This is a genomic window from Fusobacteria bacterium ZRK30, from assembly GCA_024628785.1.
GTDB lineage: Bacteria > Fusobacteriota > Fusobacteriia > Fusobacteriales > Fusobacteriaceae > Psychrilyobacter.
Window position 1 is genome coordinate 2,067,963 of record CP102405.1, and the last position, 17,737, is coordinate 2,085,699.

General features: G+C 31.9%; 13 protein-coding genes. All 13 read right to left on the reverse strand.

Annotated features, from left to right (window positions below; genetic code table 11):
• Positions 1-259: 259 nt before the first annotated feature.
• The 13 genes from NRK67_15095 to NRK67_15155 all read right to left on the reverse strand — a co-directional run bounded on the left by NRK67_15095 (position 260) and on the right by NRK67_15155 (position 17,736).
• Positions 260-1,213, reverse strand: a complete 954-nt coding sequence (locus NRK67_15095; GenBank protein ID UUV18599.1) for a hypothetical protein — start codon at positions 1,211-1,213, stop codon at positions 260-262.
• Between the two features lie 180 nt (positions 1,214-1,393).
• A complete protein-coding gene (locus tag NRK67_15100) occupies positions 1,394-1,879 on the reverse strand; it encodes a MarR family transcriptional regulator (protein ID UUV18600.1) in 486 nt (161 codons plus the stop codon).
• 233 nt (positions 1,880-2,112) lie between these two features.
• Positions 2,113-2,973, reverse strand: coding sequence for a carbohydrate ABC transporter permease (locus NRK67_15105; GenBank protein UUV18601.1), 861 nt, complete (start codon positions 2,971-2,973; stop codon positions 2,113-2,115).
• Entirely contained in the window at positions 2,973-3,839 is an 867-nt protein-coding gene (locus NRK67_15110; GenBank protein ID UUV18602.1) for a sugar ABC transporter permease, read from the reverse strand. The genes NRK67_15105 and NRK67_15110 overlap by 1 nt, the downstream gene beginning before the upstream one ends.
• A gap of 67 nt (positions 3,840-3,906) precedes the next feature.
• A complete protein-coding gene (locus NRK67_15115) occupies positions 3,907-5,184 on the reverse strand; it encodes an ABC transporter substrate-binding protein (GenBank protein ID UUV18603.1) in 1,278 nt (425 codons plus the stop codon).
• Between the two features lie 18 nt (positions 5,185-5,202).
• Positions 5,203-6,192 (reverse strand): LacI family transcriptional regulator, encoded by a 990-nt coding sequence (locus NRK67_15120; protein UUV18604.1) that lies wholly within the window; start codon positions 6,190-6,192, stop codon positions 5,203-5,205.
• Between the two features lie 164 nt (positions 6,193-6,356).
• The gene (locus NRK67_15125; protein ID UUV18605.1) at positions 6,357-7,718 is read right to left on the reverse strand and encodes a carbohydrate porin; all 1,362 of its coding nucleotides are present in this window, start codon (positions 7,716-7,718) and stop codon (positions 6,357-6,359) included.
• A gap of 17 nt (positions 7,719-7,735) precedes the next feature.
• Positions 7,736-8,656 carry a hypothetical protein gene (locus NRK67_15130; protein UUV18606.1) on the reverse strand — a complete coding sequence of 307 codons (921 nt, stop codon included), beginning with the start codon at positions 8,654-8,656 and terminating at the stop codon, positions 7,736-7,738.
• A gap of 196 nt (positions 8,657-8,852) precedes the next feature.
• Positions 8,853-10,931 (reverse strand): glycine--tRNA ligase subunit beta, encoded by a 2,079-nt coding sequence (gene glyS / locus NRK67_15135; protein UUV18607.1) that lies wholly within the window; start codon positions 10,929-10,931, stop codon positions 8,853-8,855.
• A 145-nt stretch (positions 10,932-11,076) separates the two neighbouring features.
• The gene (glyQ, locus tag NRK67_15140) at positions 11,077-11,946 is read right to left on the reverse strand and encodes a glycine--tRNA ligase subunit alpha (GenBank protein UUV18608.1); all 870 of its coding nucleotides are present in this window, start codon (positions 11,944-11,946) and stop codon (positions 11,077-11,079) included.
• 65 nt (positions 11,947-12,011) lie between these two features.
• A complete protein-coding gene (lspA, locus tag NRK67_15145) occupies positions 12,012-12,482 on the reverse strand; it encodes a signal peptidase II (protein ID UUV18609.1) in 471 nt (156 codons plus the stop codon).
• Between the two features lie 87 nt (positions 12,483-12,569).
• Entirely contained in the window at positions 12,570-15,371 is a 2,802-nt protein-coding gene (gene ileS, locus NRK67_15150; protein ID UUV18610.1) for an isoleucine--tRNA ligase, read from the reverse strand.
• Positions 15,364-17,736 carry an ATP-binding protein gene (locus NRK67_15155; protein ID UUV18611.1) on the reverse strand — a complete coding sequence of 791 codons (2,373 nt, stop codon included), beginning with the start codon at positions 17,734-17,736 and terminating at the stop codon, positions 15,364-15,366. The genes ileS and NRK67_15155 overlap by 8 nt, the downstream gene beginning before the upstream one ends.
• Position 17,737: the final 1 nt, after the last annotated feature.

Here is a 17,737-nt window from a genome sequence, read left to right on the forward strand (position 1 = left end):
AATAAATATTTTAATTTCTTCAAAACATTAATAAAGTTTAACTTTTGAGTTTCATTAATTAAAATTAATTAATCTAATTAACTTGTTAGAAGTTTACTCCATATACCTAACTTCTACAATGGTTGTTTTATTAAACCGTTCACTTATTAAACTTTTAACTGTTCAAGGTTTTTATCCACCATTCTTATTGTTTGTGTATCAAAAAAAAACACTCCCCTTAAACAGGAAGTGTTTCTTGTATTATATAATAATTTTTTTATTAAAATTTACTTGTGAATCCCACTCTTACAAATGCTGTATCATCATAGTTACTGCTTGTATTCTCTTCATTCTTTTCAATATAGTATCCACCTTGTAAATAAACATTGTTTGTTTCATTTAAGTGCTTAGTTACCTTTACTGAAGGCTCTAAATATACTACATAGTAGTCTTCACCATTTTTATTGTTATCCTTATTTACATCATTTAAATCATCAAAATGCCTGTTTCCAAATCCATAAGGGTCTATACCACCTTCGAATAATGCTTCTACTTTCATATCATTATTTTGATATAACGGGTAATTAGCATATGCATATGCTTCTATCTCTACATTATGATATTGCCCATCAGTAGCTCCATTACCAGCAAATGTATAATCATAATAAACATTTCCTTCTATTGCAAAGTAATCATTTATTGTATAGTAGTTTTCAAATGAAGTTGTTATCATATAATCTTCACCATGAGCATCTCCAGAATGCTCCATCCCTATACCTGCTCTTACTAATGAATCTAACCCATCAACATCTGTAAATAGGTGCCATGTTGGCTGTACTCTGAATAACTGCTTACTTCCACTATTTTCATATGTGTTAGTTTTAACTTCTGTTCTTATTTCCATATTTTCTATAGAAGTTTGTGTATGCAATCTTAATCTTACTTCTGTTCTATCTGATGTTTCCTTCCCACTAGATCTTGAGCTGTTTGCATCTGATCCTACTCCAGTATAGTCTCTGATTCTCATCTCTAATCTGTTATTCTCATCAAAGTGGAAGTTTCCATTTACTTCTAATCTATTTTCATCGAATCTTACCCTGTCATTGATATTGAAAGCACTTAATTCCCTCTGTTCTGGAGTCTTTAACACCTCTGCATTCCCTTCCTCCATTGCAAATGATACCATTCCCATTGTCATTAGTCCGGCTAATAAAACTATTCTTCTCTTATTCATCCTGTTCCTCCTTAAAATAATTCATCTTAATTAATTTTTTTTAATTCTTCAACTTAGATTAATTTATTTTAATAAAAAGCAAGATTAATTTCTATCCCTAATTTTTTTAATGGATTTTCTTTTGAATGGTTCATTTTTTTACCCATAAAAAAAGCACGATATCTCGTGCTTTAAAAATTACTATTTTTTCAAATATTCTGGTGTCATCGTCCCTAAAGTAAGTCTCATATTCATCAATATTTCAACCATCTTACTCCTGTATAGTTCATATTTAAATTTCTCTTCCTCGCTCAGGTTTTTTATGGTATTGTCATAGATATCTTCTACCCCTTCTACCACTATTTCCCCCCCTGATTCTGTTAAATATAATGGTTTTTTTAAAAGCGATCCTACCATCTCTGTTTTCTTCTCCAGATACCCCATTTTCTCTAACTTACTGACTATCTGATTAGCTCTGGATTTAGTTAGCATTGTATATTTTAAAAGGTTATACTGGGTCTCTCCCGGATTTTTTTGTAAATGACGTAGCATATAATACTCTACAAAACTTATATTATACTTTTCCAAAACATCATTTAACAACTCTTTTCCAGCTCTTGAAATAGCATTTGCTACTGTCAAAATATCTACTATTATCTCTTTTTCTTCCAATTTCAGCCACCTCACTTTTTCCCCTAGATAAAAAGTATACCCCTTTTTTTTGTTTTTTTCAATTTAAAATATAAAATACTCCTGTTTTTGTACACAACATTTTTGTTTTTAGCACATATTTAAAATTATTTTTTTAGTTTCTATTGATTTATAAATAATATTATTTTAAGTTATATTTAATCTATTTTTTCAAAAAGAAGTAGAAAACTTCAGCTCTTCCAAGGGGAAAATGAAGTTTTCTACTTCTTTTATTTTTCAGATCCTGCTGTTACTCCCTCTATAATGTGTTTTTGTGCAAAGAAATAAAATATTATTATCGGTATTACAGCTATTAATAACCCTGCCATGGCAAGATGCCATTGCTTTGAATATCCTCCAAAGAAAAGATACATCTTCAGTGGGATAGTTTGGGTTCCTTTTTTATTTATCATAAGCTGAGGCAATAAGAAGTCATTCCAAATCCAAATTATATTTAGGATAGATACAGTCACATGAATTGGCTTTAAAGTAGGGAATATAATCTTCCAAAATACTTTCCAAGGCCCGCAGCCGTCAATCCTTGCTGCTTCCTCCAAGGATACAGGAATACTCTTTATAAATCCATGATAGAGAAATATAGAAAAACTTGAGCCAAATCCCAGATACATAAATATTATCCCCATTCTATTTTGCAAACCCAACCTGCCCATAAAAGCTACTAAAGGCAGCATTACAGCTTGAAATGGTACCAGCATCGCTGCAATAAACATATAAAATATAATATTACTCATCTTTGATTTTGTCCGTACTAAGATCCAGGCAGCCATGGAAGAAAATATAATAATTAAAATTGTACTGGTAATAGTTATAAACATCGAATTAAATAATGCCGATCCAAAAAAACCTTCCATACTGAAGTTTTTCCCAATCCATAAAAATGATAATTTATTTAACGCGACTTTAAAGTTATCCAGCATCCATTCCTTAGGCAGAGTTAAAGTACTCCCAAAAAGTTCCCTCTTGGTTTTAAAAGCATTGACTATCAATATATAAAATGGTGATATAAATAAAATAGACGTCAGAACTCCTATGATATATAATAATACCCTCGAATTTTGTTTACTTTTCATTACATCTCCACCTCTTTTTTCTTATTGATATATACCTGTACCATGGTAATAGAAGCTACTAACAAGAAAAATACAACTGCTTTTGCCTGAGCGGCACCATAATTAGTAAATGTATATGCTGTTTTATAGATATTTAAAGCCAGCATCTCTGTAGATCCTCCTGGACCTCCATTTGTAAGGGATAAATTTTGATCAAATAATTTAAATGAATTCGCCAATGTTAGAAACATACTGATAGTAAATGCCGGCGCTACCATAGGAAATATTATATGCCTGGTCTTTGTCCAACCATTGGCACCATCTATATCTGCCGCTTCCAACAATGATTTTGGAATATTTTGTAATGCTGCAATATAAATTATCATCAAGTATCCTGACATCTGCCAAACCATGATTATTACCAGTCCCCAGAACCCAGTATTGGCATCTGCCAGCCAACCCTGAAAGAATTCCAAACCTGTGATTTCACCAATGGTCTGAAATACCCCCATAAATATAAATTGCCATATAAAACCTAAGATTAATCCTCCTATCAGGTTAGGCATAAAAAATATCGTTCTCATAAAGTTAGAAATTTTTAATTTTTTAGTCACTAAAAGTGCTAAACTAAAGCCTATTGCATTTATAACAACTACAGATACTACTGTAAATTTTGCTGTAAAGATAAAAGCATTCCTGAACCCCTCATCTTTAATTATAGCTATATAGTTACTTAAACCTATAAAGTCTGGAACCTGATCCATCCTTCCATTCCATTCTGTAAATGAGTAGTATACTCCTATGAGTAAGGGTATTACCAATACCATTAAAAATGCAATTATTATGGGACCTGCAAATAAACAAAACGTTTTTTTATTATAATTCATCCTCATCATTCCTTTTTTAGAAAAAAAGGGGTTTCCCCCTTTTTTTATTTATTAATTTATCCAGTTTTTATTTTTCTTTTCTGCTCTCATTCCATGAAGTTTTCGCTGTTTCTAAAACTTCATCCCAAGTAATTTGACCATCTATATATTTTTGTAGTTCTACTCCTAATGTCTCCATTCCCCAACCTGTAGGATACCCCATAAATACCCAAGGGATAGTGTTCCCAGCTTCCGAGAATGCCATTATGTCTTTAGCCAATGGATCTTTTGGCTGTAAGTTATCTCCATCAAAACCTTTATATGGTGGTATAAAATTAAATTTATTAATTACATAATCTTTTCCAGTCTCAGATGTATATACCCAGTTTAAAAAATCTTTGGCTGCTTTTACCTGAGCCTCACTTGAGTCTTTATTTACAGTCCAGTACATTGGAATTCCTACTGGTAACACATTTTCTTTAGCTCCTACAATTGGCATAGGTAGAAACCCTATATTTTTCGCTAATTCTTCGTCTATACCTTTAATCGATCCAAATGCCCAGTTTCCTTGCTGAGTCATAGCTACCTTTCCCATAGAGAATAATCTTTCTACCTGGGTAGAATAATCAGTTGCATTTACGGGCTTTCTACCATACTCTATCTGCAGGTCAAATAATTGCTTCATTCCATCTGAATATGTAAACTCAACTGCTTTAGCATTATAAGCATCGAATACACTTCCAAATTCTTGTGCTAGGGCTACATTTGAATAATGTAATCCTGTTACCCAAGTTTCTTTTCCTGCAGTTGCAAACACAGCTTCTAATCCTAATTCCTCTTTTTTAGAATCCAGCATCTTAACAGCAGTTTCTAAAGATTCATAACTATTTATAGTTTTTGCATCTATCCCGGCTTTCTTTAATAATTCCTTATTATATATAAACCCGTATCCTTCTTGAGTAAATGGTAATCCATATACCTTTTCATCCAATGTTGCCCCACTTAAGGCTCCATCAAATGCCTTTCCTGCTAGTTCTACATCTGATAGATCTACCAATTTGTCCTGCCAGTCATATACGTCTTGGGGTCCTCCTACATTAAATATAGTAGGTTCATTCCCTGATGCCATCTTAGCACGAAGTGCAGCACCATAGTCATCTCCTCCACCTACAGTTTCTATATTTATCTCTATATTAGGATGTGTTTCCATATAAATTTGAGACAATTCATCAAACTGTTCCGCTATCTCTACTTTAAATTGAAATATATCGACTACAGTTTTTTCCTCTTTTTGCTCTGTTCCACCACCACAAGCAGTAAGAAGCATTGCTCCTCCGACCATTAATCCCTTCATATAATTTTTCATACTTTCCTCCTAATAATCTTATTTTGTACTCTCCCTTTCTATCATATCGACTTTTAAACAAATATCCTGTTTTTTTATTTTTTTACCCTCTTCATCTTTTACATCTTCAATGAGTAATTTAGCTGCCATCTCCCCCATTAGTTTTCTCGGCTGTTCAGTTGTAGTTATAGATGGATAATAGTATTTACTTTCCTCGATCCCATCAAATCCAATTATAGAGATGTCACCTGGAACATTATATCCATTTTCTAATATATATCTTGTAGCTCCTATTGCCATGAGGTCAGATATAGCAAATATTGCATCTGGTTTTTCCTGTACAAACATTTTTTTAGCACCTTCATAGCCACCTTTAGCAGTATATTCACCTTCACATATAATTTCATAATCTAATTTTGCTTCCTTTATAGCATCTTTATATCCTTTTATCCTTTCAAGGGCCAGTTCATCTTCATAGTTTGAAATAATGATTCCTATTTTTTTGCACCCTGTATCTATCAAAAATTTTACAGATTCATAGGCAGCTTTTCTATTGTTTATACTCACCATATGAAATTTATCTGAATACGAATTATCTATTGTTGTAGAGGCCAGTACCAACGGAATTTTTACCCCTTCTAAATTATCTTTGGATTTTCCCCCTAAGTAAATTATTCCCTTCACATCATAATCTATCAATGTTGACACTGCTACCTGGAAATCTTGTAATTCTGTATAGTGGATCAGAGAAGTTAAATTTTCTTTTTTCAACTCCCTGTCGATCCCACCTATAACATCATCAAAGAATGGATTAGGATATCCAGTAATCAATATCCCTATTACATTATTTTTTTTTCTTTTTAGATCTCTAGCTAGTTCATTGGGTTTATAGTTTACTTCATCTATTATCTTTAATACTTTGTTTTTTGTTTCTTCCTTTACACTTGGATGATTATTAATCACCCTGGAAACAGTCCCTACTCCCACTCCTGCCATCTTAGCTATATCTTTAATTGTATATTTAGCCACCCTTATCCCCCCATAAATCATTTGTTTTTATTTTAAACTAATTTTCTTTTTTCAACAACTTATTTAAGAGATTAGAGGGATTTTTTAGTAGGGCAAAGAAATTCTTTGCCCTCAATTTCATCTTTAATTAGTTTGAATCGTTTCCAACTTCGGTTTAAAAAAAATTAGAACCAGATCTCTGCCTGAACACCTGCTCTTAATTCACTATCTGACCCTGCTACTGTATTGGTATCAGGTGCTACATCTGAAGTCCATCCTACATATGATCCAAATACTCTAAGCTGCGGTCTTCCCCAGAATGAATCATTTAAACTAATCGTAGGAGCTACAGTGGCCTTATAGTACATTCCATTTCTTTTATCTCCACTGGTATTTTCATTTTTATTGTATCCTTCATATCCTAACCCTAATTCAAATTGAACCGAAAAATTGTCTACTACTTTATATACAGGTCTTATCACTGCACTAGCTGTTAATTTGTTGTCATCGCTACTTGCATCACTTACATCATATTGTAAAACTGTTTGAGGCATGAATGACCATTTTTCTCCCTCAGTTACACCAAAAGTTCCTACTCTATATGAAGTATCCTTTTGCTTAGTTTCCCAGTTCCATTGAGTATGTCCTAATCCACTAGCTGAACCTAATCCGTATCCAGCTTGGAAGAACGCCTTACTGAATCCATTTTCCATACCATAGAAACCTGAGTTATTATAAGTAACAGTTGTTTGGAATCCATTTTCTGCATAATCAATATCATTTGATTTTGTTTCATTTAAGTAATCTGCATTATCGTTTGCAAACATAGCCATCCCATCAAATGTCCAATTATTAAGTCTGTAAGTAGCTATAAGGTTATGACTCATCAATTTCCCGTCACCAGTCAGAAGATCATCCTGCCAGCTAGACCCTGCAATATAGGCTAAATCTAAGTTTCCATCAGCTAAACCTTGTATCCCGGCACCTGTTCCTGAATAATCATTCCAGTAGTAATCCGTAACATGTATATCCTGTCTATTATAAAACCTTTTCCCCACCCAGTATGTTAAATCTGGGTTCCAGGCAAATCCACCCATCTCAGCATATAATTGTCTTACTGCTACATCTTCTGAACCATTTCCTTCATTCAATCTTTCTCTATTTTGATCGTGTTGTGCAAACATCAAATGCCAATTAGACCAAACACCGTTATCTGCAGTAAATTTCTTTACAAATTCAAGTTCCCAGTAGTTGTCAGTTTCATTCCCTAATCTTCCGACAAGATTTTTACTAGGTGTTCCATCGTTAAACATTCCACCAGTTACCTGCTTACCGTTTTCATTGATTAAAACTCCAGCTCTTGCATAACCATGAATCTCAAATGAGTCATTCTTTGCCAGCATATTTTCTACTTTTTCTTCTACTCTCTTATCTAACTCCTCCATTGTTATACCTGCTACTGGAGTCGCTTCCATTTTTGTTTCTGCTGCCATTGTTACTGTTCCAGCTAATAATAAAGCCATAATTCCAAAACCTAATCTTTTCATCTTTCTTTTCCCCCCTATTAATTTAGTCTTTTTCTATTCTTTATTCTAATAACTCTATGATAGAGTTCTCTAGCACTAAGCTCATAATTATTATATTCTTTTAAAATATCAGTTCTTATTAAATATTTATAGATATTTCCATTTTTTTCATTTACTCTAAAAACAATTCCATCTGCATCAGAATGAATTAGCTTTTCTCCATATTCCAGTAGTGGAAGGATATAATTATTAAATTCTATTTCAGTTCCTTCAAGATTATTCTTATAATCTAAATCAAAAGCAGTATAATTTTTGTTTTTAATCTCAGTTTTACTATAATTTTTTAATTCAAAATTACTGTCCTTTGCTATATTTTTAAAAATTTTTAAATTATCATTTTGTTCTTCTGCGGTCACCGTCTTTAGAACTTTTGAATTATTCCCATTATTTGTCTGACTTTTCAACCTTACATCTAAGACATTTGGGTATTCCCCCTCATAACTGAAGTTTTTTGCAATATAACCATTTTTTTCTACTGTAATGATCATTTTTATCATTTTTTTATCAAATTTTGCAGAATAAAATGCACCCTTATAATTTAAATCTTTTATTAAATCTCCGAACTCTATTTTTTTATTTATCTCAGCAATTCCATTTTTATTTGTCTGAAACTCCTCTCTAGTTTCATCTTTAATTGTATTTATTTTTTGTTCAAATATAAATGGCTCTTTCAACGAATCTCTAGAAATACGTTCAGAATTCATATTTTTTCTCTCATAGGTAGTAGTATTTATCGTTATCTTAACCCCTTCAATTGATTTTTCTTTATAGTCACTTACCCTTATTTTTTCAAAATTTACGAAAGGATATCCGGCCATTCTATTTTTAGGGACTTGAATTTCCTCACTATAGGTTATAGATCCTAAAATCATCAATATTCCCATTAACATTTTCTTCATATATTCCCCCCTTACTTATTTTGGAAACGTTTCATTTCGCTTCCATTATTAGTTTAGTTCACTTTTCATAAAATGTCAAATTAATTTTGCACTTTAATCTTTTTTTAAGTTTAAATTTGAAACATTTAAAACATTTACTGCACAATCAAATGAAGATTAAATAAAAAAAGACTGGTCATAGACCAATCTTTTTCCATTATTTTATCTCTATTAAGTTTAAATTTGCTACTCTGTTAAATATAGTATTTAAAGAAGTTAAGAGTGATAATCTATTATTTTTTATATTCTCATCCTTATCCATTACCATCACCGAGTCAAAGAAACTATCTATTATTTCTTTTCCTGAAAGGATAGTCTTTAGATAAGTTAGATAATCATTCTTACCTAAGATCTCTTCAGATATACTCATAAACTCCATATAGAAGTTGTAAAGAGATTTTTCAGTATCTTCCTTTAGAAGGTCTTCACTGATATTTACTGTACCTTTATAGTCTTTAGATATATTTCCTACTCTTTTTAAAAGAGAAACTAGTTCATTAAAGTTTTCATTAGAAGATACTTCATTCAGTGTTAATAATTTCTTTTCTACCTCTAATAAATTTTCATTCTTAACATCTAAAACAGCCATGATAAAGTCTCTTCTGTACCCTTTATCTAAGAATACATTTATTATTCTTTGGTTCATAAATTCCATTACATCAGATTTTACTTTTTCCTTATCTTTTTTCAATACTCCGTCTAATTCTAAAGCATCGATACTGATATTCACAAGTTCATCTATAGATAGGTCTAATTTTGAATTAAATATAATATTTACAATTCCTAGTGCCGATCTTCTAAGAGCAAATGGATCTTTTGATCCACTTGGAACAAGGCCTATTCCAAAGCAACCTACTAAAGTGTCTATTCTGTCACAGATCCCTGTAATTACTCCCTCTATATTTTGAGGTAATCTATCTCCCTGATATCTAGGGTAGTAGTGCTCCTCTATCCCCTTAGCTACTTTTTCATTTTCTCCAGATCTAAGTGCATACTCTGCTCCCATAAATCCTTGTAACTTTGTAAATTCTTTTTCTCCAATCATATTAGAAACTAAGTCTGCTTTAGATAGCTCTATTGTTCTCAATATATCAGATTTATTCCCTTCAAAACCTAACATATCTATCAATTTTTCAGCTATCTTCTTACTTCTCTCCAATTTTTGATGGATAGTTCCTAAATCTTTTTGGAATACAACATGTTTTAACTTCTCTACATTTTCAGATAATGGTTTTTTAAGATCCTCTTGATAGAAAAATCTTGCATCAGAAAGTCTAGCTGATAATACCTTTTCATTTCCTATCCTTACATGCTCAGATCCATCTATACCATTTCTAACTACTACAAATTTAGGCAATAAGTTCCCATCTGAATCTAGGATTGGAAAATATCTTTGATGTACCTGCATAGAGATGATAAGTACATCTTGAGGTACTTCTAAAAATTCTGAATTGAATGTCCCTACCATTGGATATGGGTATTCTACAAGGTTAGTTACTTCATCTAACAGTTCATTTTCAATGACTACTTTTTCTCCTGCTGATGAACAGTTTTTATTGATCATCTCAACGATCATATTTTTTCTTTCCTCTATATCAACAATTACATTGTTGGCTCTTACTTTTGTAAAATAATCATCTATATCGGCTACAGTAAATTCTTTCTCTCCGAAGAACCTATGCCCTCTAGACATTGTTCCACTTCTATACCCCTCTACTTCAAATTCAACTACATTGTTATCTGCTAAAGCTAAAATCCATTGGATCGGTCTGGCAAATTTTATTTTTTTATCTGACCATTTCATAGATTTAGGAAAAGTTAATCCTTCCACTAAACCTTTTAAAGCTTCTGGTAACAATGTTTTAGTTTCTTTTCCCTCTACAAATTTCTTAGCTGCAATATATTCTCCCTTAGGAGTTTCAATTATCTCTAAGTCTGTAGCTTCTATCCCTTGAGATTTTGCAAATCCCATCCCTGCCTTTGTAAGATCACCATTTGATCCAAAAGCAATGTGTTTTGCAGGTCCCTGGTTTAATATATTTAAATCCTCTTGTTTTTCTGCTAGATTCGATATAGATAATATCAACCTTCTAGGAGTTCCATATGTTTTTATCTCTTCAAAAACTATCCTATTCTCTTTTAAATAAGTTTTCATATTTTTTTCTAGATCATTTAATGCAGGTTTTAAAAACCTTGCAGGTATTTCTTCCATACCAATTTCTAATAAAATATTCATCTTTCACCTCTATTTTTTTATTATGAACTTTTTAATTAAATCTCTTGTTGCACAGAGATATTAATTAGAGTCTCACAGAGCTTTCTCCGAGTATCTCTCTTTTTCATCCCTGTGTTTCTCCGTGTCAAAAATTTTCAATTATTCTTTACTTCTTCAAAAGTGGGTATCCTAAGTCTTTTCTTGCCTGTAAGAATACTTCAGCACATCTTTTAGACATATTTCTAACTCTCAATATATAAGATTGTCTCTCAGTTACAGAGATAGCTCCTCTAGCATCTAATACATTAAAGATATGAGATCCTTTTAATACAAAATCGTAAGCTGGGAATACTAACCCTTCATCTAATATCTTCTGAGCTTCAGCTTCACACTCATCAAACCATCTAAAATGCATATCTAAGTCAGCTATTTCAAATGAATATTTTGATTGTTCATATTCATATTGTAATCTCATATCACCATATTTAATTCCAGGTGCCCATTCTAGATCATATACACTCTCTTTCTCTTGAATATATAGAGCTATTCTTTCTAAACCATAGGTAATTTCAACTGGAGTAACATCTAACTCAATTCCTCCCACTTGTTGGAAATAAGTGAATTGAGTGATCTCCATACCGTCTAACCATACTTCCCATCCTAATCCCCATGCACCTAAAGTTGGAGATTCCCAGTCATCTTCTACAAATCTAATATCATGCTTTAATGGATCTATTCCTAACATCTTTAAACTTTCTAAGTAAAGTTCTTGGATATTAAGTGGTGATGGTTTCATTATCACTTGAAATTGATGATGTTGATATACTCTATTTGGATTTTCACCGTATCTCCCATCTTTTGGTCTTCTTGATGGTTCTACATAGGCTGTACTCCATGGTTCAGGTCCTAATGCCATAAGTGTAGTATTAGGGTTAAATGTTCCTGCACCTGTTTCTATATCATATGGATTTCCTATTACACATCCCTTTGACCCCCAAAATTGCTGTAACGCCATTATCATATCTTGAAAATTCATTATTGCCTCCCGTTTCTCATTCTTTAAAACTAAAAACTTTTCTAGACATAGATTCTGCTGATTTTTTAGTTTTTCTTTTTTAGTTGCTTTTTCTTTCTTTCTAATATAATTACTTCTATTATTAGTAAAAATACTCCTATATTGATCCAAACATCTGCCACGTTAAATACAAACTTCCAAATACCTCGAAAATCTGCAAAATCAACTACAAACCCTCTATATATTCTATCTATCATATTCCCAATAGCACCTGCCAATATAAAAGCATATGCATATTTTGAGATAACTTCATGAGGCTTCAGTTGCTTTATCATAAAATATATTATTCCTAATATAGCTATTATAGCTACTATACTAATAGTTTTTATCTCCCCTTGGAACATTCCAAAGGCCACACCATGGTTTTTTACATAAGTTATATGAAAAAAATCATTTAAGATACCTATAGTATCTCCTTCAGACATAGAGCTTGCTACTAATTCCTTAGTCCATTGATCTATTCCTAAAAGGGCTACAATTAAAATAATTAACCTCATATTCGCTCCCCCTACTTTAATTTAGAGAAGAGAGGAAAGACCTCAATCTATCCTCTCTCCTCCTTATAACTTAATTATACTCAATTTTTATTTTGTCATTACATCTGTACATCTAGGACAAATATCAGCATATTCTGAATCTGTTCCTAAGTTTTCAGAATATTTCCAGCATCTTTCACATTTTTCTCCAGCTGCATGGCTTACTCTTAAACTTAATCCTTCTACTTCTTCTGCTACTGTAAATTCTGCTGCTGCTTCACTTACAATATCAAATTGAGATACTAAGAACACTGTTTCTAAAAGATCTTTATTAGATTCAACAAAAGCTTTTAATTTTTCATCAGCTATATGTAACTCTAATTTTGCATCTAGTGCATTACCAATTATCTTATCTTCACCTTGTCTGGCTCTTTCTAAGACTTTATTTACTTCTTTTCTAAGTTTTGAAATCTCATCCCACTTAGTTCCTAATTCCTCATTGATCCATTCAGGGTTAGCCTCATACCAAGAAGTCAATAATACTGAATCTGTATCTTTAGCTGCTTCTGGTAATTTACCCCAAATTTCTTCTGCTGTAAATGATAATACAGGTGAGATCATCTTAGTCATAGCCACTAATACTTCATACATAACAGTCTGAGCTGATCTTCTAGCAACTGAATCAGTTTTTTCTACATATAATCTATCTTTGATTATATCAAGGTAGAACGCTGACATCTCAATTCCTGCAAAATAATGAACATCGTTGAATAAATTATAGAACTCATACTTATCATAGTTAGCTGTTACATTAGTTTTTAATGTCTCTAATCTATGTAATGCCCACTTATCTATCTCTGTTAATTCTTCATAGGCTACTCTGTCTGTTGCAGGATCGAAATCATTGATGTTTCCTAAGATATATCTAGCTGTATTTCTAACTCTTCTGTAAGATTCAGAAATTTGCTTAATTGCATTATCAGATATTCTTACATCATCACTATAGTCTACAGATGCACACCATAATCTTAAGATATCTGCTCCATATGTATTTATTATATCCATAGGATCCACTGTATTTCCTACTGATTTAGACATCTTTTTACCATCTTTATCATTTACAAATCCATGAGTTAAGATAGCTTTATAAGGTGCATCTCCAGTAGAACCAATAGAAGTTAATAATGAAGTTTGGAACCAACCTCTATGCTGATCTGATCCTTCTAAATATAAGTCCGCAGGTCTTCTTAAGTAATCTCTGGTATTTAATACACTTCTATGAGATACTCCTGAATCAAACCATACATCCATGATATTTGTTTCTTTTCTTAACTCTATATCTTTTAAGTTGTACTTTTCTAATAACTCTTCTCCAATTAACTCTTCAGCTGAATATTTAACCCATGCTGCCGATCCTTCTTTTTTAACTAACGCAATAACTTTATCAGCTATTTCAGTGTTGAAGATCTCCTCTCCAGTCTTGTTATTATAGAAAATAGGGATATGTACTCCCCAAGTTCTTTGTCTAGAGATACACCAGTCAGGTCTGTTTTCCATCATAGTAGTTAATCTGTTTCTTCCCCATGCAGGTAAAAATTCCACATCTTCCAAAGCTTTTAATGCTTTTTCTCTAATGTCTGATCCCTCTATCTTTACGAACCATTGTTCAGTCGCTCTAAAGATTACAGGTGTCTTACTTCTCCAGTCATGTGGATAAGAATGTTCTATTACTTCTGTATGTAATAGATGACCTGTTTCTTCCATATATGCTAAGATAGCTTTATTTGCTTTTTGATAGTACATTCCAGAGAATCTTTCCCCGGCTTCATCTGTTAAGTGACCATCTTGGTCTACCGGACAGATTACTTCAATACCATATCTCGTAGCTACTACATAGTCATCTTGACCATGTCCAGGAGCTGTATGTACACATCCAGTACCAGCTTCTAAAGTTACGTGATCGCCTAAAATAATTAATCCAGTTCTATCTAAGAATGGATGCTTATATGTTAATTTTTCTAATTCTCCACCTTTAAATTTCTGAATTAATTCGGCACCTTCTATTCCCATATCAGCTAATGCTTTTTCTGCAAGGCCCTCAGCTAATACTAAGTTCCCTTTAGATGTCTTATAGATACCATAGTCAAATTCTTCATTTAGACAAATAGCCATATTAGCAGGAATTGTCCAAGGAGTTGTCGTCCAGATTACAAATGAAGCTTCATCTACACCCATTACTTCAAGTGCATCAGGATTAGCTTCCATCTTAAGAAACATTGTAGGAGATTTATGGTTATGGTACTCTATCTCTGCTTCTGCAAGAGCTGTTTTACTTACAGGTGACCAATGTATTGGCTTTAACCCTTTAAAGATATATCCATTTTCATATAACTCTTTGAATACTTCTAATTGCTCTGCTTCATACTCAGGATTTAAAGTTAAATAAGGTTTATCCCATTCAGCTAATATTCCAAGTCTTTTGAATCCCTCTTTTTGTTTTTCAACCCATTTTTTAGCATATTTAGTACATTTTTCTCTAACTTTTAAAGGATGCATATCCTTTATCTTATCTCCTAATTCCTCTGCAACCTTAAATTCAATTGGTAATCCATGTGTATCCCAACCTGGAACGTAAGGCGCATCAAAACCTTGTAACCTTTTATATTTTAATATAATATCTTTTAATATCTTATTTAACGCATGTCCAATATGGATATCTCCATTGGCATACGGAGGTCCGTCATGCAATATAAATTGTCTAGCACCTTCTTTTAAACTCTTCTCATATATATTTTGTTTTCTCCAAACATTTAACATTTGAGGTTCCTTATTAGCTAAATTAGCCCTCATTTGAAAATTTGTTTTTGGGAGATTTAGGGTTTTCCCATAATCTTTTTTCTCTTCAGACATTCATATCCTCCTTATATCTATTTAAAATTATTTTTATCTCTGCTCCTTCACCGAGTTTTGATTTTATTTTAATAATCCCTCTATGGCTACTGATTATCTTATTGGCTATAGCAAGGCCCAGCCCTGATGATTCCTCATTTCCACTGGCAAATGGTTCAAATAAGTTTTCCCCTAAAGCCTTTGCAGATATCCCTGATCCGTTATCAAGAATTTTTATTTTTATATTTTCATCATTTATCTTAGATATTATATTAATTCTACCATTTGTGACCCCAGTTATAGCATTCAGTGCATTATTTATAATCTCACGAAATGCTTTTGTAAGTTCTATAGAATCTCCTAAGAAAGTGGCCTCTTCACCTAAAAATAGAGAAATATCTCTATTTGGATTACATCTAACATAACTTTCTACTACCTCAGTTAAGAATTTATTGATTTTTAATTTCTCAAAATTATACTCCTTTTTATCGGAATAATCAAATAATATCGAGTCTTCCCTATTGATATTACATATCTCATCTCTAAATTCTTTAAAAGCACCACCATTTATTTGATCATTATTATAGAGTTTCATCATCATAAGGGTGTATTTTTCAATTACTTTATTTCTTCTGTAGATAATCTTTTTAAACATACGTCCTATGGCTATATCTCTTTCATTGGTTATTTTTTCCAATTCAATCTGCTGGTTTTCATAGTGAATTCCAACATTTAATAGGATTACATTGAATAGTTCAACATCTTCAATCTCTATCCTTCTACCAGAGATGTAATTATCCACTAAGATACATCCAACATTTTTATCCCCATTAAAGATCGGCAATATCATAAAGTTACTCAGACCAAACCCCATAAGAAGTTCACTTCCCAGGTAGATCTTATATCCTCTTCTATTTTCAAAGATAATCCTCTTTTCCGATATAGCCTTATGAAATAAGTTATCATCATTTTTTATCTTGATCAATGGAACTATTTCTTTCATAGTTTCATATCTTAGATCAAAACTAGAGAGTTTATCTTCCTTTATTATATTTCTATTCTTTCTGATTTTCTTACCTACCAGACATCCTTGTTCATTACTATATTCAAAAAATATCGCTCTGTCGTAATTCAAACCTACTCCAGAAGTAAATCCTTTTAATATCAGGTCTATGATCCCGCTGTCACTTGGTTCTTTTCTTACACCTAGTAGGAGTTTTTCTACTCCCTCTACCCTATGAATATAAGCCTTTAATTTTTCATTTTGATCCTCTAATATAAAATTGTTATTTTTTAATTTTTCTACCATTTTTTTTGTAGCAAGACTCAGTAGTTTAATCTCACTTGTCCCATTCAACCTTACATCTCTATCTAAATTTCCCGATGCTATGTCATCTACAGCTAAAGATAGCTCTTCTAATGGCATTAAAAGCTGCTTAAATGTTCCATTTATTATAAATGAATTGAGTAATATCAAGATTATTGTAGCTAATATTATTAAAGACATAGTTCCTGTTTTAAACTTAGTCAATGCCGGTTCTGATAAACTGAGTACTAGATACCCGACTTCCTTACCAAAAGAATTAAGTACCGGTCTGGAAACAATATTATAGTCTATCCCTTGAATAGTTAAACTTTTAACACTATACCCTTTTTCATTTAATTTTATCAGTTTAGCTTTTTCCTTTTTTAACCTGTTTAATTCTATTGCAGTTAAAGATAATGGTGCCCTTGTCTGATATAACCCTATATCTTCTACATCATCGTGGTCTGCTACCATGAGATATTTATTTCCTCTAAAATAATTTTTTTCTAAAGGTATCTCTACCAAAACAGCGTATATCTCTTTATTTTCTTCTATGGGAACTACAATTTCATAATAAAATTTTTTCTCTAGTTCATCATACATAACAGAATCTATAGTTATAGACAATTTATTTCTAACAATTCTCAGATTTTTAATAAACTCATTGTTTATTTCAGAATGTATCCCGTTTTCATCCAATATTGACCCATCTTTTCCTATGACAGTCAATCTCGATTCGTGGTAGAGGCTGAAATTTTTAGAGATCAACTCTTTTTTCATATTTTCATGGATCTCTTTATTTTCTTCCGGTGTACGGATCGAAGTTATAAAAAGATCTTTTTCTACAAATCCTTCAGAGTTAGTAAATTTTATAAGTTCATTTATAAATTCTGTATTTCTTATATCCAGCATATCCTCTATCACTTGAAATTTTTCTACCGCTTTAATAGAAAAGTTTTTTTCCAATTCTTTGAATACAAAAATAACAACTAATCCTATTATTGTAAGTCCTGTGAGTAACATAGACAAGTCGTTATATAATATTGTTTTAAAAAGTAATGAATCTCTTTTTAATTTCATC